We start from the raw sequence: 20,681 nt of genomic DNA on the forward strand, positions 1-20,681 counted from the left end.
AGGAGTGATTTTTTTTGATTCAACTGGAAAGGAAGACATACAAACGATGAAAAAGATGATCCTCGTAACCTCGCCGCCGGCGTGCGGAAAGACATACATTTCAAAACAGCTCGCCAAGGAGCTGAAACACGTTGTTTATCTCGACAAGGATACGGTCATTCCGCTGTCGAACCGCGTTTTCAAAGCGGGCGGACAGGAAATCAACCGCAGTTCTGATTTCTTCGAGGAGAATATCCGCGATTATGAATATGAAGTAACGGTCAATTTCGGACTGGAAGCACTCGAGTATGACGATATTGTGCTGATCAACGCACCATTCACACGCGAAGTGCATGATGAGAAGTTCCTGAAAGACTTCTCCAAAAAGCTCGCTGACCATGGGGCAAAGCTTGTTGTGATCTGGGTTGTCACAAAACCGGAGATCTGCCACCAGCGCATGATCGACCGCAACTCCGTGCGCGATACGTGGAAGCTGGAGCACTGGGATGAATATGTGAAAACGATCGACTACTCCATCCCGGAAGCACTGAAGAAAATGAGCAGCTGCCTCGATCTGATGCTGTTCTACAATTCTTCGGATGAAGAATATCAGAAATCCATGGAGATGGTTATCTCCCGTCTCGAAGACGAATAACGACTAAACGAAAAAAGAGAATTTTGCCGGACCTCATTTTTACAGTCTGCAAAATTCTCTTTTTATTTATAGAAACTATTTTCACATCCGATACAAAAGATAATCCGCCGCTGCCGCCCACAGCACCCAGGAAACGCAGAGAACTGCGAACACACTCTTATATCCGAGCACGGCAAAGTGGACGCGCCATTTTTCCTTCTGCGTGAATTTCTCCGGGTTTTTGCCTTTTACCATCAGCATTCCGGCGATCACGAACATGCCGAGGGCCGCGATCAGCAGCAGGCCGTCTTTCGCCGCCTCAAGGGCAGCGCGGAACGTGAATCCCCCAAAGAGGAATCCTCCCAGCAGCAGCACAGCTGCCGCAGCGCCGCCGGAGAGCAGGCCGATTGTAAATGCTTTGCCGAGATCACGGCAGATGTTCTTTATCTTTTCCATGTTTTATAATTCCTTATTTTCTTCTAACGCATCGCAGAAATGACATGCCACAAAGTGATTGTTGCCCACGTCTTTTAATTCCGGCATCTGCTGGCGGCAGATGTCTTTTGCGTACTTACATCTTCCCTGGAATTTACAGCCCGGCTTCGTGTTGATCGGGCTCGGCACCTCGCCTTCGAGGCGGATTTTTTTGCGGTCGCGCTCTGCCTCTACTTTCGGGTCCGGAATCGGAATCGCGGAGAGCAGTGCCTGTGTGTACGGGTGGCGCGGGTTGGCGTACAGCTCCTCGGATGTCGTCAGCTCGACGAGCGTTCCCAGATACAGAACCGCCACACGGTCGGAAATATGTTTGACCATCGACAGATCATGCGCAACGAAAAGATAGGTCAGACCCATCTTCTTCTGTAAGTCCACAAGCAGGTTGACGATCTGCGCCTGAATCGAAACGTCGAGTGCGGAGATCGGCTCATCGAGAACGATGAATTCCGGCTGCACGGCAAGCGCACGCGCGATACCGATTCGCTGGCGCTGTCCGCCGGAAAACTCGTGCACAAAACGGTTCGCATGCTCGCGGTTCAGTCCGACCAGTTCCAGATATTTGTAGATCATCTCCTGGCGCTCTTTTTTATTCTTCGCCAGATGATGGATATCGATTCCCTCGCCGATGATATCGGCAACTGTCATACGCGGGTCAAGCGATCCATACGGATCCTGAAAGACCATCTGTACCTGTTTTTTGAAGGCAAACCGCTCTTTTCCGTTTAACGCATGGACATCGGTTCCCTTGTAGAGCACCTGTCCGTCGGTCTTGTCATACAGGCCGATGCAGGTACGGCCGCACGTTGTCTTTCCACATCCGGACTCTCCAACCATTCCAAGTGTCTCACCCTTGTAAATTTCGAAGGAGACATCATCCACGGCCTTTAAGGTCGCATGGTTTCCGACCTGAAAATATTTTTTCAGATGGGAAACGGAAAAAAGCACTTCTTTTTCGTTATTTTCCATTACAATTCTCCTCCTTCCAGATTTGGCATTTCTACTTTTGGTGCCATCGGGTGATGGAGCCAGCAGGCAGCTTTATGCTCGCCGCCGAATTCCGTTGCCTCCGGCATCTCTTCCTTACAGATCGGCATACAATAGCTGCACCGCGTGCAGAACGGACATCCGACCGGCGGGTTTAAAAGATCCGGCGGAGTTCCCGGAATTGTCGCGAGTTCCTGCTTGTTTTTCAAATCCAGACGCGGTACGGAACGGATCAGCGCCCAGGTATACGGGTGACGCGGACGATAGAAAATATCCTCACACGTTCCGCTTTCCACGATAATACCGGAATACATGACAGCAATCTTCTGTGCGATATTCGCCACAACACCAAGATCATGTGTGATCATGATAACGGACGTCTGGTTTTTCTTCTGCAGATTCTTGATAATATCGAGAATCTGTCCCTGAATTGTCACATCGAGTGCGGTCGTCGGCTCGTCACAGATCAGAATTTTCGGATCACAGGCAAATGCAATCGCGATCATAACACGCTGACGCATACCGCCGGAAAATTCGTGCGGATACTGTCTGACACGTTTTTCCGGCTCCGGGATGCCGACCATGCGCAGCATCTCGACAGCCTCCTTTGCCGCTTCCTGTTTTGTCATGTTTTTGTGGCCCATCAGATTTTCCATAATCTGTTTTCCGACACGCATCGTCGGATTTAAGGAAGCCAGCGCATCCTGGAAAATGATTGCACACTCGCCGCCTTTGTAATGCTGCCACTGTTTTTTGTTGTATTTCAGAATATTCTCTCCATTGTAGAGAATTTCACTGTTCTCTTTCATCTCACCCTGCGGCGCCTTGATGAGGCCCATGATGGATTTCGCCGTTACAGATTTTCCGCAGCCGGATTCGCCCACAATTGCGAGCGCCTGACCTTTCTCGAGAGAAAACTGTACACCGCGGACTGCCTTTACTTCACCGGCATAGGTGTGATAAGAGACTCTTAAGTTTTTTACTTCCAGAATCGGATTGTTTTGTTCGTTCATATCGTTATCTCCCACTTATTACTGGCGAAGTCTCGGATCCAGGGCATCGCGCAGGCCGTCTCCCAGAAGGTTGAATGCCATAACGATGATACAGAGCACGAGACATGGGAACAGAAGCTGTGACGGATAGAAATCCATGTTCTGCTGTCCCATCGAAATCAGGACACCAAGGCTGATCGACGGTGCCTTGAGGCCGATGCCGAGGAAGCTAAGACCTGCCTCCGTAAAAATAAACATCGGGATTGCCGTCGCCGTATCCAGAATCAGGATACCCAGCATATTCGGTACATAGTGTTTTAAGATGATGCGGAGCGGTTTTGCACCGAGCACCTCCGCCGCGTAAACGTATTCCGTCTCACGGAGCTGTTTGATCATACCGCGCACCTGACGTGCCGTGTTACACCATGCGGTGACGCTAAGAGCGACCAGGAGTGCAAACAGGTTATTTCCAAGGATCATCATGATCAGAATCGTAAGAAGCAGAGACGGAATCGAGTTGATAACCTCGATGATCCGCATCAGAACCTCATCGACCCAGCCGCCGAAATGTGCCATCAGCGCGCCATACACCGTTCCAATGATGAGTTTGATTGCCGTTGCGACGATCGCGATGATCAGTGATGCCCGTGCGCCGACCCAGACTCTTGAGAAGAGGTCACGTCCCAGGTTGTCGGTTCCAAACCAGTATTTTGACGATACGCCCTGGTTTTTCTCGGCGATATTCATGGATACATAATCATATCCTTTGATATGCGGTCCGATGATGACCATGACAAGCAGAATGCCGAGCACAACAAGAGATCCCATTGCGATCGGATTTTTGCGGAGCCGTCTCCAGGCGTCCTGCCAGTAGGAAATGGTCGGGCGGTCAATCCGGTTCGCATCTTCCTCGGTGTATCCTATTACTTTAAATTTTTCCGGTGTTAATGCTGCCATAATATCCTCCTTATCTGCTCTTTCCTGTCAGACTGATTCTCGGGTCAACGACCACGTACAGCAGGTCCGTGATAAAGAGAACACCGATGTAAAGTGCTGCGATAATAACCGTCTCTCCCATGATAATGGAAAGATCCTGGTTATTGACCGCCGTCACATAATACTGTCCGATTCCCGGGATGGAAAAGATGCTCTCGATGAAGAAGGAGCCTGTGATACACATGGCAACCGACATCGGAAGCTGTGTGATAACCGGGATAAACGAGTTCCGAAGGATATGGCGGCGGATAATCTGTCCGCGGCTTAAGCCCTTCGATTCAGCAGTCAGCACGTAATCCTGATTGATCACATCGAGCATCGAGGTTTTCAGCAGACGCGCATACGTTGCAATATAAGAAAAGCATCCTGTCAGGGTCGGAAGAATCGTGTATTCCCATCCTCCGAACCACAGATCCTTTCCCGCAGGCCAGCCGATCGTCGGCAGAACCTTCAGGTTACCTGCGAAAATTTTCTGAAGCATCAGACCAAAGATCAGGTTCGGAATGGAAATCAAGAGGACCGACAGGGCGATCACCATATAGTCCCAGAAGCTTCCCCTCCTCATTGCCGCAAGAATTCCAAGCAGCAGACCGATCGTGATACCGACCAGCACCTGCTGGATACCAAGGCGGGCGGATACCGGAAGACGGTCATGAATCAGCTTCTGTACCGTCTGTCCCGCATAGACAACAGATTCCCCGAACTCTCCCTTGCAGATTCCCTTCATTGTGATCACATAGCGCTCCATCATCGGCTTGTCGAGGCCGTAGCGCTTATAGAGGTTTTCCTTTACGGTCGGCGAGAGCTTGCTCGCACGCTCCGTCAGCGGATCTCCCGGAACCGCTTCCAGAAGGAAAAACGTGGCCGTTGCAATCAGAAACAGTGTGATCAGCATTTCTGCAAAACGGCGCAGTAAATATTTTGGCATAAAAATCCTCTCCCTGTCCGGTCTTTTCCGACCGGAATTTTATTATGATAGCGAAAGAAGAGCCTATTGTTTCATAAGCCCTTCTTCCCTCATTTCTTCTGTTTTGCTGCTTTTTTATTTCTGTACAGATGCTCTGTAAAGCTCCTGGCTTGCGCCGAAGGAGGATGTGTAGAAATCTTTTACCCAGTTCTGATAATAGTAATGTTTATCAGAGTAGTACAGCGGTGCAACACCACAATCCTGTGCAACCAGCAGATCTTCCAGCTTCTGGTAAATCTCAAGGCGTTTTGCGTTGTCGTTCTCTCCGGTCAGAGAATCGATCAGGCTGTCGTACTCGCTGTTGCTATAGAGGCCGTAGGAATCATAAACGCCTGTCTTCATGACGTTCAGGAAATCCAGCGGATCGTTGTAATCGCTGAACCATCCGCCTACAAAGATATCGTAGTTCTTGTTATCGCGCTCGTTTGCAAACATCTGGTAATCGCCAACGGTGTTCAGCTCTACCTTTACGCCCAGATTCTGGGAAATGGACTGCTGCAGGTACTCTCTCTCGAGCTGATTCTCGGTAGCAGAACCCTGGGACAGCAGTGTAATGGTGATGTCTTCCGGTTTGTCGGTGATACCAAGCTCATCAAGGCCTTTCTGGAACAGTGCTTTTAACTTGTCTGCATCTCCTGCATACTGCTCATATTCCTTTTTCATCGTCTCCGACGCCTGCTTGCGGTAGGAAGTTCCGTCGAGCGTGATCGCCGGGGAAACGAAGCCGTAAGCTGCGGTGTATCTTCCGTAAACAGCTGATACCATCTCCTCACGGTTGATGGAGTAGGAAATTGCCTTGCGGATGTTTACGTTTTTCATCAGACCGGATTTTCCGCCCTCAGACTGCTCGTAGCACAGAACCATAGTTCCCGGGTACTCGGTGGTCATGGTCTGCATATTGCCTGCTTCTACTTCTTTGTCATATTTTGCAATGTAATCGCCTGCTGCATCGAAAACGTCCAGCTGTCCGTTATCGAACATGGTTGCTGCTGTTGCGTTCTCTGCTACACAGTACCAGTTTACCTGATTCAGTTTTACGTTGTCCTTATCCCAGTACTGGTCATTCTTCACCCATGTCATGGAGTTATCTTCTACCAGGTTTGTCATGGCAAACGGTCCGTTGTAGACACATTTTGTCCAGTCTTTTCCCCACTGGTCTCCGGCTGCCTCTGCGACATCCTGACGGGTCGGGTAAAGCGGAGTTGCTACCAGCTTGGACTGGAAGGTCGGATCCGCTACCTTTAAGGTAACCTCGAAGGTGTAATCGTCAACTGCTTTGATTCCGATCTCATCGGCAGAACCCTGTCCGTTATAATACTCCTCTGCTCCTACTACGTTAAACAGGAAGAAAGAATAGGAATATCCGTATTCCGGATTTAACAGACGTTTCCAGCCGTACTCATAATCTGCTGCGGTAACCGGCTGTCCGTCGGACCATTTTGCATCCTTTCTCAGATGGAAGGTATAAACCAGTCCGTCGTCGGATACGTCCATGGATTCTGCACCGGCGTACTCGAAACGGTCTCCGTTCTCATCTGCTACGTCACGCATCAGTCCTTCGTAGCACTCTGCCATCATCCAGCGCCATCCCATATCCTGTACATCGAAGTTGTTTCCAAAGGATACCGCGCGAAGATTGATCTGTCCGTCCACTTCACCTGCAGTCTCCGGTGCTGCTGAATCCGCTGCTCCAGTACTGGTTGATGCCGCTGTAGCATTGTCAGCAGTTGCTACCTGTGCCTCTCCGCTGCTTCCGCATCCGGCCAGAAGACCGGCTGCCATGCATCCTGCCAAAAGCAGAGAAACGACTTTGTTTCTTTTTCTCATTGGTGTTCCTCCTTTGTTTTCCGCAGACCCTCCCCGGCTGATCCGGCTATGTCTGCACACGGGCCATTGTTTTTCATATAATTATCCTGAATTTTTTCTCTTATTCGGACAATAGCACGAAATAATACCTTGTTTTTTCAATCTTTTCACGTGATTTTAGCCCAACTTTTATCAGAATATCGAAAAATATCTTTTTTGTCAATCTTTTTTCCTACACATTTTGTATTTTTTAAGTGCGCAACAATTCGGTATCAAAAGGAAAAGAAGGAGGCTGCCGTCGCACACAGCATTCTCCTTCTTCTTTTTCTTTCTTTTTCTTGCTTTTTCTTGCTTCTTCTTTTTCTTTGCTTTTTCTCTTTTATTCCGCTTTTGCATCCATCTGCCGCAGGCTGTGGATCAGCTCCTCACAGATCTCCAGCTCGCTCTTTCCGTCCGTCTCGATGATAATGTCGGCTGCGGCCTCATATTTCTCACGGCGCTTGCTCATCAGATCTGCGATAAACGGAACGGTTTTGTTGTTCTCGATCAGCGGTCTGTCGTGGCTGTCTTTGACACGGTCTAAAATCGTCTCCGGCTTTGCAGTCAGAAGAACAACGCGGCCGTTCTTTTTCATCTCCGCAACGTTACACTCACGCATCGGAGTTCCGCCGCCGCACGAAATGACAACGTTTGTTCTCGACTGCATTTCAATCAGAAGATTCGTCTCGCAGTCACGGAAATACTGTTCGCCGTAAGTCTCAAAAATATCGGAGATGCTCATACCGGCACGCTCTGCGATGATCTGATCCATCTCGATGATATCCATGGCAAACACGGTTTTGAGATAATCGGAAATGGTGCTCTTTCCGGCTCCCATGAAGCCAATCAGTACAATATTATAATTGAACAGCTTTCTTGCCTGAATCTTTTTACTGTTTCTTGTGATGCTCTCGAAAACATCCGCCACTTCGTTTTTATGGCGTTTTTCCTGCATCCGGCGTTCCAGCCATTCCTTCTGTTTTGCTTCCTGCTCCGGCTGGAGAATCGGCACGTTATTTGCTTCTTTATATACCATAATGTCCTCGACAATACGGTTTCTCATAAGCAGTGCATCCAGAATAATCTCATCGCACTGTCCAAGACTCTCTCGTAATACTTCCAACTGATTCATGATATTTATCCTTTCCAGACTTGTGTGTACTTGTTCGCACAGCCCTCTTCCGGTATTTTTGTCGTATTTTTTGACATTTTCTGTTATTATAGCAGTTGTCCTCCGGAATCACAACAAAAATTTGCACAAAAGTGCGAAAAGCCCATGGAATCTTTTCAGGAATCCATGGGTTTTGGTATATTTTTATTTAAAATCGTCTTTCGAATCCGCATGATACCTGTTCTCCCAGGCATCTTCTGTGGATAACTTCTCATCAGAGTTCAGAAAACTCAGCTCTGCCCCCCCCGATTTCAGATTCTTTTTCAGCTTTTCAATCTGAATCGAAGTCTGTTTTTCTTCGGATATGGTGTTCAGCTCCTCGCAGATGGCATCTTTGATATCGAGCAGACACTCGAGCATCAGCGGGCTGAAGGCACCGCACTCGCCGTTCAGGATCATCTCGATGGCTTTCTCGTGCGTGTATGCCGATTTGTAGACACGCTCGCTTGTCAGCGCATCGTAAACATCGGCAATCGATACAACCTGGGCTGCAATCGGGATCTCCTCACCTTTTAAGCCGTCCGGGTAACCCTTTCCGTCGTACCGCTCATGATGCCAGCGACAGATCTGGTACGCAATCTGTACCAGCTTCTCGTCCTGATACAGTTCCAGGCTCTTCAGCATGGACGCTCCGATCAGGGTATGTTTCTTCATCTCCTCGAACTCTTCTTTCGTCAGCCTTCCCGGCTTATTTAAAATGTTCTCGTCAATGCCCATCTTTCCGATATCGTGCAGCGCGGATGCCGTTGTGATCATCAGCTGATCGGACCAGCTTAAGTGGTAGCGGTCTGTCTTCTGTACCAGACGCTCGAGGAGCATACTGGTCAGAACGTTGATGTGGTGGACATGAAGTCCGCTCTCGCCATTCCGGAATTCCATGATATGGCTCAGGATACTGATCATCATCTGATTGTTTTTCTCTTTTTCGTAAATCTGCTCGGTGACGAGCGTCACGAGACGGCGCTGTTTTGCATATAATTTGATCGTGTTGAAGACACGCTGGTAAACAACTTTTGCATCAAACGGACGACTGATATAATCGGATACGCCCTGCTCATACGCACGGCGCACAAATGTGGTGGAATCCTCGCTCGATATCATGATGACCGGAACCTCTTCGATCCAGTGGTTGCGGTTCATGTAGTCAAGCACTCCGAAACCGTCCATGCCCGGCATGACGATATCCAGAAGGATCAGCGCAAGGCCTGTTCCGTATTCTTCCAGCAGACGCAGGCACTCTTCGCCGGTGGAAGCCTCGATGATATCGTATTCATCCTGCAGAATCTCCGAGAGGATGATACGGTTCATCTCGGAATCATCCACGATCAGGATGCGCTGTTTTTCTCTGCGGTTTTCCTGACGGACAACATCGTCCTGACAACCCAGGATCTGGTCTTTCTCGGTGACAACCATGTTTTTCCGTTGTTTCGCAAGATACATCAGCTGGTCGGCACGCATCGCAGCTTCGCCGATCGTCTCATCTCTTGTCAGAACACCTCCTACGCTGACGGAAAGACGCATCTTCGAGTAGCCTGGCACCTGTGCCTCATGGATCTGTGACTGAATCTGTTTTAATTTCTGTACAAAGTTTTCCTCATCCATCTCCGGCAGAACCAGCAGAAATTCGTCTCCTCCTAAGCGGATCAGACGGTCGGTACGTCGGGTGCAGCGGTTGACGGTCTTTACAATGGTGTCAAGCGCCATATCTCCGGCATTGTGGCCGTATGTATCGTTGTATAATTTGAAATCATCGAGATCGATCATGGCTACGCCGCAGCAAAAGCTGGCGTCCCGGATCTGGTCTTCGAAGTAGCGGCGGTTGAATACTCCGGTCAGCGCGTCACGATACAGCTCTTCGCTGTAGCTGTTCAGCTTGCTTACCAGATTCTGGCGTCCTTCGGAGTCCATCAGTGTTTCATCGTCGAGACGGTTGATCATCTCGATCACGCATGGTTCTCCTTCGATCTCCACGTATCTTGCAATGACCTGATACACATTCGACGCAATGCATTCCAGTTTTGATTTCTGCGATTTCTCCCGCAGGGCTTTTTCGGAAATACAGTTAAGACACGGCATCGCTTTGTTCCATACTGTATAGCATTCACACAGCTTGCCATTCTCTTCATCGATAATAAAATCTCCGATCTCATCCGGACGGAGAACCCGCACATACATGAAAATATTCTTCAGATGTTCCACCAGACTGTCTGCCTGTTCCTGTGTCATCTGAACATCCTTAGAAGGCTCTTTCTTACTTATTTTTTCACATTCCGGCAATTCGGTCTGATTCATCTGTTTCCCTCTCTTCTCCCCGGTACACACAAAACTTCATTACCCCTTTGTGTGCTTCCGCGTTTTGCTACATTTTCCCATTTTAATTACAGTTATACATAATAGTGTAACGATTGTTTCCCGTTTCGTCAAGAAAAAAGTGTACAAAAACCGTCCTGTAATGGAAATTTATTCAAAAAAACCGACCGGTTTTACGCGGTCGGTTTTTTCTTCTTATCATAGAAGACACGGCTGTATAACTGCGGATAGATGTTGCTGCAGGAGAGCGCCGGTCCTTCAATATAGCGGTAATGATCGAAATCGTAAACACCGTAATCCGGCTCGGAGTTATCCAGCCAGAAAGCATTGATGCCGTAATCGTAGTAGTTCTTCTTGCATACGTTCCAGACATATTTTCTTGTCTCCGGATTGAACACGTCGATCTCAACGCAGTCACCCTGGAAATCGTATGTCTGCTTTTTCGCGCAGACTGTCCCTGTATGTTTTTCATTTTATTAGATTTTTTGTCTGTTTCTTGAAGTTTTTATCCGATTTCTAACACTATTTTGATCTTTTTACCAAATTTGCGGAATGGGCTTTATTTTTAACTGCACAAATTCCATTTCTTATGATAGAATATTTACGAAAAAATAAAGTATCTGATTCACTATACTTTGATTCACAATAAAATGAGGGAGTAATCCATGATTCAAACGAAAGATTCGAACTTAACCTTCCGCCCGCTGACCATCGACGACGCAGAGCAGTACAATGCACTTCTGCGCTACGCCTTTCAGGTTACAGAGCAGGAGCTTTCCGAAAGCGGATGGAAAGACGATGAAATCAAGCAGTCCAAATTCCCGGTTCTCGTCCGTGCCGATGTGCTCGGCTGTTTCTGCGAGGAGGATCTGGTATCACAGTTCGCGGTTTATCCGCTGGACATGAATATCTACGGTGTCCGCTATCCCGTTGGTTTTGTCACCAGCGTCTGCACCTACCCGGAATACACCGGCCAGGGCATCATGAAAAAGCTGATGATCCGGAGTCTCACGCGCATGCGGGAAAACCACCGTTCCTTTGCGCTTCTCTATCCCTACTCCATTCCGCTCTACCGGAATCTCGGATGGGAAATCATTTCCAATAAGATGACGTACACCATCAAGGACACGCAGGTGCCGCGGAAACTCAAAGCCCCTGGCTATGTGCGCCGCGTGGCATGGGATGACAAGGATTTCAAGGAACTACATACCAAATTTGCTTCGAAGACGCACGGCTGCCTCTACCGCAACAATCTGGCGTGGGAAGAATATTTCCGCTGGGATGAGGATGATACCGTCGTTGCGATCTACTATTCCGCTGATGATGTGCCGTACGGCTACATGGTCTATCTGATCAGCTCCGATATCATGCATATCAAAGAGATGATCTATCTGAACCGCGAAGCGCAGCTGGGACTCTGGGAGTATATTCATGCGCACGATTCCATGATCGATGAGGTCAAAGGAAATAACTACTACAGTGAACCCATCGCGTTCGAGCTTGAGGACAGCGATATCAAAGAAACGATTCGCCCATACTCGATGGGGCGTATCATCGATGTCGTGCAGTTTATGGAACATTACGCCTGCGACCCGGACGAGCCGGATGTGTGTATCCGTTTTGAGATCGAGGATGAGCTGCTTCCGTGGAACAATGACAGCTTCACATTCTTCTTTGAAAAAGGACACTGTGTGCCGACCGACCGCGAGCCGGACCATGTGATGAAAATGACGATCGCATCGCTCACGACACTGCTGCTCGGCTACAAGACGGCTTCCAAGCTGTATGAGATGGCGCGCATCGAAACGACGCCACAGACTGTGGAATGCCTGGATGACCTGCTCTTCCACCATATTCCATATGTTTCGGACTATATTTAATTTATTTTACGCATTGCAAAAGAGGGACTCCCGTGAAAGGAATCCCTCTTTTTCTATGTAACATTTTTTAGTTTTCTTCCAGTTTGATTTTCTCCTGCAGCACAACGCAGCCTGCCATATCGCCGATGACGTTGACGCATGTGGCACCCATGTCACACAGTGTATTGATACTGATGTAAACGCCCATGACGCCGGCCGGAAGACCTGCCATCGTGGCGAGTGCTGCGAACGATGCGATCGCACCGCCCGGGATACCCGGTGTTCCGACAGAAAGCAGGACGTTGGCAAGCAGAATGATCACCATCATCGAAATGCTGACGCTGATGCCGCAGGCATTTGCGAAGAACATGATCATAAACGACATCAGGATCGATACCGCATCCATGTTGACGGTGGCACCGAGCGGGATTGCAATACTGCTGATCTGGTTCGAAACGCCGAGTTCTTTCTCGACACAGCGCTTGCTGATTGGGATCGTCGCGGAACTGGAACATGTTCCGAATGCATTCAGGGCTGCCGGCATGATCGCCTTAAAGAACTTGACCGGACTCGTCTTTCCGATGAGTTTTACAGCGCCGCCGTAGACGACGATCGCAAATCCATAGAATGCCACATACAGAATGATGAGCTGGGTTGCCAGGGAAACGATGGTTTTGGTTCCGTTTGCCTCGACAACCGGCACGATCGTACAGAAGACACCGATCGGGGTGAAGTACATAACGGTGCTGATGACTTTTAAGCAGACCTCATTCAGGGAGTCGATCACGTTTAAGAGCGGCTGTCCCTTCTCTCCGACCGCAATCAGCGTAAAGCCGACAACGACAGCGAACACGAGTACCTGGAGCATGTTGCCCTCCGCAAATGCTTTCACCGGGTTGGACGGGATCAGGTTTTTGATCGTGTCGAGGATGCTGGTCATCTCGGTCGCCTGGATATCGGAAGTTGCCATCTCAAAATGGACTCCCTTTCCGAGGCGGATCAGTCTTGGAATGATAATGCCGACTGCACTTGCAATCGCGGTGGTGCACAGGAAGAAAATCATCGAGTAGCCGGTGATCTTACCTGTCGTTTTTGCATTTCCGATGCTGCAGATGCCCATGACAATTGAGCAGAATACCATCGGGAAAATCATCATATTCAAGGCGTTCATGTAGATGCCGCCGATGACGCCGGTTACGGTCAGAATCGGCGTAAAGCGGTCCGCCAGAAGAAGTCCGGTTAAAATACCGAGAAGCAGTCCGGTAAAGATCGCACCTGTAATATGCTTCTGATACCATGCATAAAACTTTTTCATATGTTCTCTCTTCTCTCCTTTTTCACAGAGTAAGAGGCAGGTGTCCCTGTATCTTCTACCTGCCTCTTCGCATACAGCCATCTTATCACACAACCGCGGATAATTCCACCTAAAAATGGATTTATCCGCGGTTTTTCTGGCTTTTTGTCTTTTTTCTCTTTTTTATACGGCTGCTGCCCGGCTGTGGACTTTCTTCCGCACAATCAGATAGCAGATCACCTGCAGGATAATCGTGATGATCCACGATCCCGGATACGAAATGAACAGCACATACAGCGAGCGGTGCTGCGGGAAAATGCCGAAGATCCACACGATTCGCGTTCCGACCGTTCCGATGACGGACAGAATCATCGGCACCGCCGAGCATCCCATACCGCGCAGGGCTCCCGGGAAGAGGTCCATGATGCCGCAGAGGAAATACGGAACCGTCGTGATCGACAGAATTTCCATACCGCAGCGGATAACCTCCGGGTCCCCGGTGTAAATCTGCAGGATTTCCGTACCGAACAGATACGCGCCGCCACCCATCACCAGTGCGATGCCGCTGGAGAGAATCAGGCAGTCGATCAGCACCTTATCCATTCGTTTGTATTTTCCGACACCGTAGTTCTGGCTTGTGAAGCTCATGCACGCCTGGGTGACGGAGTTGACTGAGGTGTATAAAAATCCCAGCACATTGTTGGCCGCCGTGTAGCCTGCCATTGCAATCGAACCGAGGAATTGACGGATGACTGCAGCAGCACGTTCGAGAAGTTGATAACGGTACTCTGAATACCCGCCGGGATGCCGACCTGGAAAATCGGGATGATGTAATCCTTTTTCAGGCACAGCTTCGAGAACCGGAGCTGATAACTTCCCTCGCTCTTATAGAGGCACCGCAGAACCAGCAAGCAGGAGATCGCCTGCGAAACCACCGTTGCAATCGCCACACCTGCCACGCCGAGACTGAACACAATCACGAGGAACATATTCAGACCAGCGTTGATCACACCCGATACAATCAGGAAATACAGCGGCCGCTTCGTGTCGCCGACGGCACGCAGAATCGCCGCACCGTAGTTGTACAGCATGAAAAACGGCATTCCCATAAAGTAAATTCTCATATACAATGCCGACTGATCAATGACATCCGCCGGTGTATCCATCAGCTCCAGCGCGCCTTTTGCAAAAAATACGCCCACAAACGCCATCACAACGCCGCTGATCAGCGCCAGCATGATCGATGTATGTACCGTTTCCGACATCTCCCGGTCGCGCCCCGCCGCATAATACCGCGCCGCCAGTACATTCGCACCGAGTGAAATTCCCATAAACAGGTTGATGAACACGTTGATGAGTGCCGTTGTCGATCCGACAGCCGCAAGCGCCTGGCTTCCGCTGAACCGTCCGACGACGATGATATCCACCGCGTTGAACATCAGCTGCAGAATGCCGGACACCATCAGCGGCAGCGAAAAGGAAATCAGCTTGTCCATAATCGTGCCGTTGCACATGTCGATTTCATATTTGTTCTTTTTCAAAAATACTCCTCCTTCTTTTGTAGCAGATATGCAGTCTTACACCGCAGACATATACAGAAATGATACCACTTTTTTCCGGTTCTGCACAGAGACTTTCCATAATTTATTGACTTCTGTAAAGTCCACAGGTAAAATAAATACAATTACAGTTTTTCTGTATATAAATCAAGGACAGGAGAAAACCTATGAAAAAAATATGGATTACAGGTGCCGAAGGCCACATCGGTACTGCCCTTCTGGAACTGCTGGAGGGTGTGGAATATCAGCTTCTTCCGACGGATATTCACGAGGTTGATATTACCAAAATCGATGAAGTCACACAGTTTGTTTATGTCAACCGTCCCGACGTTATCATCAACTGCGCCGGTATGACCGACGTTGCCGAGTGTGAAAAAAACCTCGACGAAGCCTATCGTGTCAATGCCATCGGTGTGCGCAACGTAGCGCTTGCCGCCAATGATATCGACGCAAAGGTTATTCAGATCTCAACGGATGATGTTTTCGACAAGGAATCCCGCATCCCGTACAACGAGTTTGATACCGTGCATCCGCGTACGATCTACGGAAAATCAAAAGAGGCCGGAGAGAAAATCCTGACACAGCTTTTGAACCGCTTTGTCATCATCCGAAGCTCCTGGATTTACGGGATCGGCCGCGATTTTGTGGATGAAGTACTCCGCAATGCGGCAAAAGGCGGCACGATGGAGGTTCCAAACAACCAGTATGCGGCTCCAACCAGTGCTTTTGAGCTTGCGCGCGTGATCTGCCACTTTATCGACAGCGAGGAGTATGGTCTGTACCACGTTGTCTGCCCCGGAAGCTGCAGCCGCTATGAGTTTGCAAGAACCATCCTCGAGTATACCGGAAAAACCGGTGACCTTGATCTCTACCCGGTTGTCGCACGCGATGATGTCCGCCCGACCTATTCTGTTCTGGACAACATGATGCTCCGCCTGACCGGTATTCCTGAGCCGCTCGACTGGAAAACGGCACTGAAAGAATATCTCGAAGAAACCGGAGGAATCGAATAATGGTCCGAAACAGAAAAGAAACAACGGAAAAGTCAAAAAAGAAGCCCGGGCTTTCCACCCAGATTTTTATTGCCCTGCTGGCCGGTGCGCTGCTCGGCGTGGTGATTCACTATTGGATCCCGTCCAGCTATATCAAGGACACCGTCATCGTAGAAGGTGTGCTGTATGTCATCGGACAGGGCTTTATCCGCCTGATGCAGATGCTTGTCGTACCGCTTGTCTTCTGCTCCCTCGTCTGCGGAAGTATGTCCATCGGAGACAGCAAAACCCTCGGAAAGGTCGGCGTAAAAACGATCGGCTTTTACCTTGTTACCACAGCACTTGCCGTCTGCATCGCACTTGGAACCGCCCTGCTCATTCACCCGGGTCTCGGACTTAACATGAGTGCGGTTCAGAAAGCCGACCTGTCCTCGACAGCAGCAGATTCCAGCGTCAGCCTGGTGGATACACTGCTCAACATCATCCCGAAGAACCCGATTGGTTCCATGGCAAACGGCGATATGCTTCCCATCATCGTATTCGCCCTGTTTGTCGGTGTAATGCTGGCAAAGCTCGGAAACCGTGCTTCGGTCGTTTCCAACTTTATCAGCCAGTTTAACGATGTCATGATGGAAATGACCATGACGGTCATGAAGGTGGCCCCGGTCGGCGTTTTCTGTCTGATTGCACGTACCTTTGCAACGGTCGGCTTTTCTGCGTTCGCACCGATGCTGAAATACATGGGAAATGTAACACTGGCGCTGGCACTGCAGTGCTTCATCATTTATCAGGTTCTTCTGTTCGTATTCACACGGCTGAATCCGATTAAATTCGTGAAGAAATTCCTTCCGGTTATGGGATTTGCATTTTCCACCGCAACCTCCAACGCGACAATCCCGATGTCGATTGATACCCTGAACAAAAAGATGGGTGTCTCGAAGCAGATTTCTTCGTTCACCATTCCGCTCGGCGCAACCATCAACATGGATGGTACCTCCATTATGCAGGGTGTCGCTGTCATCTTCATCGCAGAGGCATACGGTATTCATCTGACTCCGGCAAACCTCGCAACGGTTGTTGTTACCGCAACACTGGCTTCCATCGGTACCGCCGGTATCCCAAGCGTCGGACTTGTTACCCTGGCTATGGTACTGAATTCCGTCGGACTGCCAACGGAGGGTATCGCTCTTATCATGGGTATCGACCGTATTCTCGATATGCTGCGTACCGCCGTCAACATCACAGGCGATGCTGTCTGCACAACGATTGTCAGCCATCAGGAAAAGGCGCTCAACCGCGAAGTGTTCAATCGCGATTAACCGCAATGAACCGCTTACGCGCTTACGAAAAGCCCTTTTCAGGCATGCCTACGGCAAGAAAGAATCCTGTAAATTACAAAAACGCGTTCCCGTTTTCGGAAACTCCTGTGGTTTCCGGCGGGAACGCGTTTTTCTTATCTCATTTCTCTGTTACAGTTCAAATGCCTGGCGGATGCTGTCGTAATGCAGGAATTTTCCTTCTGCGGCGTATCCTTTGATTTCGTCCAGCGTAGCAAAACGGTAGCCGTCCGTTTCTTCCTCCTGAAGGTGAAGATCCTCGTCTTTGACATCCATCACGAAGCGATAGACATCGACAAAGTAGTTGTCTCCCTCATCCGGGTTGATACGCCGGTAAGTGAAGAGGTAGCCGCCGTCTGCCTTGCTCACATCGAGTCCGGTTTCCTCTCTGACCTCACGGCGCACGGCCTCCCAGGAGCTCTCTCCTGCCTGTGCCGCGCCGCCGGAAACCTCCCACCAGCCCGGTGCCCAGGCTTTCGTCATGACACGTTTTGTGATAAGAAAGGTCCCATCCGGTCTTGCGATTACGCCGAGTACGGTCAGGTGAAACTCGCCCGGCTTCATATGCCAGTCATTCCGTTTCATCGTGCGGCCGGTCGGCTGTTTGTTTTCATCATAGATATCCCAGAGTTCCATATCGTGTTTTCTCCTGTCGAACTTCTTCCGAGCCCCATCTCGATTTTTCTTCCCTTTCGCATGGTTCTGAATCATTACAGATACTGTTTAATCTCTTCCATCACATTTTCCAGCGGAATCTGTGTTTTCAGAGTCTTATCGCGGGATGCAACCTCGACAACGCCCTGTTTCATGTTTTTCGGGCTTACGATGATGCGCAGCGGAATGCCGAGCAGATCGGCATCGGCAAACATTACGCCGGCTCTGACGCTTCTGTCGTCGTAGATCACTTCGATGCCTGCATTCTGCAGATCCTCGTACAGCTTGTCCGCATATGCTCTGACTTCCTCGTCATCGACGCGGACTGCACAGAGGTGTACCTGCCACGGAGCGATAGCTTTCGGCCAGATCGGGCCGTACTCATCGTGATGTGCCTCGCAGACCGATGCTGCCAGACGGCCGACACCGATACCGTAGCATCCCATGATCGGGGTCTTGCTCTCGCCGTTTGCATCGACATAGGTCATATTCATGGATTTTGTATATTTGGTTCCAAGCTGGAAGATATTTCCGACCTCGATACCTCTGGAGATCTTCACGGTCTTTTTGCCGCATTTCGGGCAGATGCCGCCCTCCTGGATTTTTGCAAAATCGTGATACTCGGCATTCGGAACGTCGCGCTCCATGTCGAGTCCTTTGTAATGATGCTCTGCCTCGTTGGCTCCGCAGGAAAGGTTATTTCTTCCCTCGAGGGATTTATCGTAGAGAACAACGGCATCTCCGTTCACCTTCAGGTTCACAGGTCCGATATAGCCTGCGTTCAGTCCGCATTCTTCGGTGATCACGGCTGCGTGAACCTGCTCGCCGAGGAAGTTGACCAGCTTCGTCTCGTTGACTTCGAGATCGCCGCGGATGAAAAGGACAACGTATTTATCATCAACATTCTGCTGATAAACAACGGCTTTGCAGGAGTTCTTTGTCTCGTCTCCGAAGAAATTGCAGACGTCTTCAATGGTGTGGACGTTCGGTGTATAAACCTTTTCGAGTGCAGCGGATTCTGCATCTCTTGCGATGTCGGAAATGTTCTCAGCTGCCTCCATGTTGGCTCTGTAATCGCAGGAATCACACAGAACGATGGAATCCTCTCCGACCGGAGTCAGAAGCATGAACTCGTGGGAGATATTTCCGCCCATCATACCGGAATCGGATTTGACAGATACCACCTCCGGCACGCCGACACGCTCGAAGATGCGCTCGTATGCTGCGTGGCATTTCTCGTAATACTGCTCCAGATCTTCCTGGCTGGTATGGAAGGAGTAAGCATCCTTCATCGTAAACTCACGCACACGGATCAGTCCGGCTCTCGGACGGGCCTCATCACGGAATTTTGTCTGGATCTGATAGATCATAAACGGATATTTGGTGTAGCTCTGTGCATACTCGCGTACAAGGTGTACGGCTGCCTCCTCGTGGGTCATGCCGAGTACCATTTTGGCATTGTTGCGGTCGGTGAAGCGCAGCAGCTCATCGCCGATGCTATCGTAACGGCCGGACTCATCCCACAGAGAAGCAGGCATGACAACCGGAAACTGCACCTCCTGGCCGTCGATTTTGTCCATCTCCTCGCGCAGGATCTGCTCGATTTTGCGCACAATGCGGCGCAGCGGCAGATAGGAAGAATAGATTCCGTTTGCCATATATTTGATGTATCCGCCTTTTACCATAATAGCATGGCTGTCGATGACACAGTCAGCAGGTCTTTCTTTGAAGCGCTCTCCTACTAATTTTTCAAGTTTCATTTTCTGATTTCCTCCTTATTCTTTGGGTTTTCAACATCTGAAATCTTCCAGACGCGAGAACATTCCAGCCTGTCCGATTTTAAGCTTTTATACAACATTTTACGCATCTAACTCATCACTGAAGTAACGAGTTAGATGCTTCGTTTTCAAACAGAAAAAAGCCCTAAACCGCAAGCTGCAGTTTAGGGCGAATTTTTTTATCCGCGGTACCACCTAAATTCAGGAAAACTCCTGCACTCTGACACAAAGCATTTGTACCCCACGATTTTTGTATTTTGTAATACGCGTGATCTCTGCTCTCTGTACCTTCTCTGTAACGGGAGATCCCGGTGCAGCCTACGAAATAAATTTTTCCTGATGGATTTTCTTCTCTTCGGTGCACAGCTCCAAGACCGGTTCACGATAGATTCTGCAAAAAGCTTTCACCTGCCGCTTTCTCTCTGAATGCGCTCTGTCGCTACTGTTTCTTTTCGTCGCTTTTTCACTGCACTGATTGTAGCAGAAACCGGAAAAGAATGCAAGCCCGTTCCTTCTGCTTTTTCTGCATAAACGCCCGCCCAGGTTACAGGCCTTCCCGATACATTCTGCTGATTGCCGCCTGGGCTTCCTCAGACTGTTTTTTCTCAATCCATGCTTTGCGGTCACTCAGGATAGCCAGCATCTCATCGACAACGTCCTCGGCGCGCGGGCTTGTGACGCGGTAGAGATAGCCGAGCATCCGCGTGGCGGTAAAATCGGTGTTCATCTGGCGGTATGCAATTTCCCGGCAGAAGTCGTCCGGGTAACCGTTGTGTTTTAACGCACGGTACAATTCGTCATTTCTCGTTTCTGGCATTGCCTGTCTCCCTTTTTC

General features: G+C 49.5%; 16 protein-coding genes, 2 pseudogenes and 1 other annotated feature. Of the genes and pseudogenes, 4 read left to right on the plus strand and 14 right to left on the minus strand.

Annotated elements, in window-relative coordinates; all coding sequences use genetic code 11:
- Positions 1-46 precede the first annotated feature (46 nt).
- Positions 47-634 carry an AAA family ATPase gene (locus DWZ60_RS03390; protein WP_117509871.1) on the plus strand — a complete coding sequence of 196 codons (588 nt, stop codon included), beginning with the start codon at positions 47-49 and terminating at the stop codon, positions 632-634.
- Between the two features lie 81 nt (positions 635-715).
- On the opposite strand, the gene DWZ60_RS03395 is transcribed toward DWZ60_RS03390, so the two are convergent.
- The 9 genes and pseudogenes from DWZ60_RS03395 to DWZ60_RS03435 all read right to left on the minus strand — a co-directional run.
- Entirely contained in the window at positions 716-1,069 is a 354-nt protein-coding gene (locus DWZ60_RS03395; RefSeq protein ID WP_055219923.1) for a hypothetical protein, read from the minus strand.
- Positions 1,070-1,072: 3 nt separating this feature from the next.
- Positions 1,073-2,074, minus strand: coding sequence for an ABC transporter ATP-binding protein (locus tag DWZ60_RS03400; RefSeq protein WP_022462666.1), 1,002 nt, complete (start codon positions 2,072-2,074; stop codon positions 1,073-1,075).
- Entirely contained in the window at positions 2,074-3,105 is a 1,032-nt protein-coding gene (locus DWZ60_RS03405; protein ID WP_118659408.1) for an ABC transporter ATP-binding protein, read from the minus strand. Before DWZ60_RS03405 ends, DWZ60_RS03400 begins: the two co-directional genes overlap by 1 nt.
- Before the next feature lie 18 nt (positions 3,106-3,123).
- The gene (locus tag DWZ60_RS03410; protein ID WP_022462668.1) at positions 3,124-4,041 is read right to left on the minus strand and encodes an ABC transporter permease; all 918 of its coding nucleotides are present in this window, start codon (positions 4,039-4,041) and stop codon (positions 3,124-3,126) included.
- A 10-nt stretch (positions 4,042-4,051) separates the two neighbouring features.
- Positions 4,052-5,008, minus strand: coding sequence for an ABC transporter permease (locus DWZ60_RS03415; RefSeq protein WP_022462669.1), 957 nt, complete (start codon positions 5,006-5,008; stop codon positions 4,052-4,054).
- A gap of 114 nt (positions 5,009-5,122) precedes the next feature.
- On the minus strand, positions 5,123-6,874 hold the full coding sequence (locus tag DWZ60_RS03420; RefSeq protein WP_119221242.1) for a peptide ABC transporter substrate-binding protein: 1,752 nt from the start codon (positions 6,872-6,874) through the stop codon (positions 5,123-5,125).
- Positions 6,875-7,232: 358 nt separating this feature from the next.
- Entirely contained in the window at positions 7,233-8,024 is a 792-nt protein-coding gene (locus DWZ60_RS03425) for a shikimate kinase (RefSeq protein ID WP_117761637.1), read from the minus strand.
- A 183-nt stretch (positions 8,025-8,207) separates the two neighbouring features.
- The gene (locus DWZ60_RS03430) at positions 8,208-10,355 is read right to left on the minus strand and encodes a diguanylate cyclase (protein WP_330422079.1); all 2,148 of its coding nucleotides are present in this window, start codon (positions 10,353-10,355) and stop codon (positions 8,208-8,210) included.
- 191 nt (positions 10,356-10,546) lie between these two features.
- Positions 10,547-10,798: pseudogene (locus DWZ60_RS03435) on the minus strand (TIM-barrel domain-containing protein); the annotation flags it as partial.
- Between the two features lie 240 nt (positions 10,799-11,038).
- Between DWZ60_RS03435 and DWZ60_RS03440 the strand changes: the two are divergent.
- On the plus strand, positions 11,039-12,253 hold the full coding sequence (locus DWZ60_RS03440; protein ID WP_022462381.1) for a GNAT family N-acetyltransferase: 1,215 nt from the start codon (positions 11,039-11,041) through the stop codon (positions 12,251-12,253).
- 67 nt (positions 12,254-12,320) lie between these two features.
- Here the strand turns inward: DWZ60_RS03440 and DWZ60_RS03445 are convergent, their stop codons facing one another.
- Both DWZ60_RS03445 and DWZ60_RS20610 read right to left on the minus strand, forming a co-directional pair.
- The gene (locus tag DWZ60_RS03445) at positions 12,321-13,547 is read right to left on the minus strand and encodes a dicarboxylate/amino acid:cation symporter (RefSeq protein ID WP_117802377.1); all 1,227 of its coding nucleotides are present in this window, start codon (positions 13,545-13,547) and stop codon (positions 12,321-12,323) included.
- 162 nt (positions 13,548-13,709) lie between these two features.
- A pseudogene (locus tag DWZ60_RS20610) lies at positions 13,710-15,040 on the minus strand (MATE family efflux transporter).
- A gap of 212 nt (positions 15,041-15,252) precedes the next feature.
- On the opposite strand from DWZ60_RS20610, the gene rfbD reads away from it, so the two are divergent.
- Both rfbD and DWZ60_RS03460 read left to right on the plus strand, forming a co-directional pair.
- Positions 15,253-16,098, plus strand: a complete 846-nt coding sequence (rfbD, locus tag DWZ60_RS03455) for a dTDP-4-dehydrorhamnose reductase (protein WP_117802376.1) — start codon at positions 15,253-15,255, stop codon at positions 16,096-16,098.
- Complete coding sequence (locus DWZ60_RS03460; RefSeq protein ID WP_117802375.1) at positions 16,098-17,396, plus strand: dicarboxylate/amino acid:cation symporter; 1,299 nt, start codon at positions 16,098-16,100, stop codon at positions 17,394-17,396. The genes rfbD and DWZ60_RS03460 overlap by 1 nt, the downstream gene beginning before the upstream one ends.
- Positions 17,397-17,546: 150 nt before the next feature.
- Here the strand turns inward: DWZ60_RS03460 and DWZ60_RS03465 are convergent, their stop codons facing one another.
- From DWZ60_RS03465 to DWZ60_RS03475, 3 genes are all read right to left on the minus strand, one after another.
- A complete protein-coding gene (locus tag DWZ60_RS03465; RefSeq protein WP_118741998.1) occupies positions 17,547-18,050 on the minus strand; it encodes an NUDIX hydrolase in 504 nt (167 codons plus the stop codon).
- Between the two features lie 74 nt (positions 18,051-18,124).
- On the minus strand, positions 18,125-19,828 hold the full coding sequence (locus DWZ60_RS03470; RefSeq protein ID WP_022462387.1) for a proline--tRNA ligase: 1,704 nt from the start codon (positions 19,826-19,828) through the stop codon (positions 18,125-18,127).
- Between the two features lie 180 nt (positions 19,829-20,008).
- Positions 20,009-20,311: a binding site (T-box leader), on the minus strand.
- 79 nt (positions 20,312-20,390) lie between these two features.
- Positions 20,391-20,663 carry a hypothetical protein gene (locus DWZ60_RS03475; RefSeq protein WP_022461797.1) on the minus strand — a complete coding sequence of 91 codons (273 nt, stop codon included), beginning with the start codon at positions 20,661-20,663 and terminating at the stop codon, positions 20,391-20,393.
- Positions 20,664-20,681 lie beyond the last annotated feature (18 nt).

This window comes from Blautia sp. AF34-10 (assembly GCF_003477865.1).
GTDB classification, from domain to species: Bacteria; Bacillota; Clostridia; order Lachnospirales; family Lachnospiraceae; genus Fusicatenibacter; species Fusicatenibacter saccharivorans.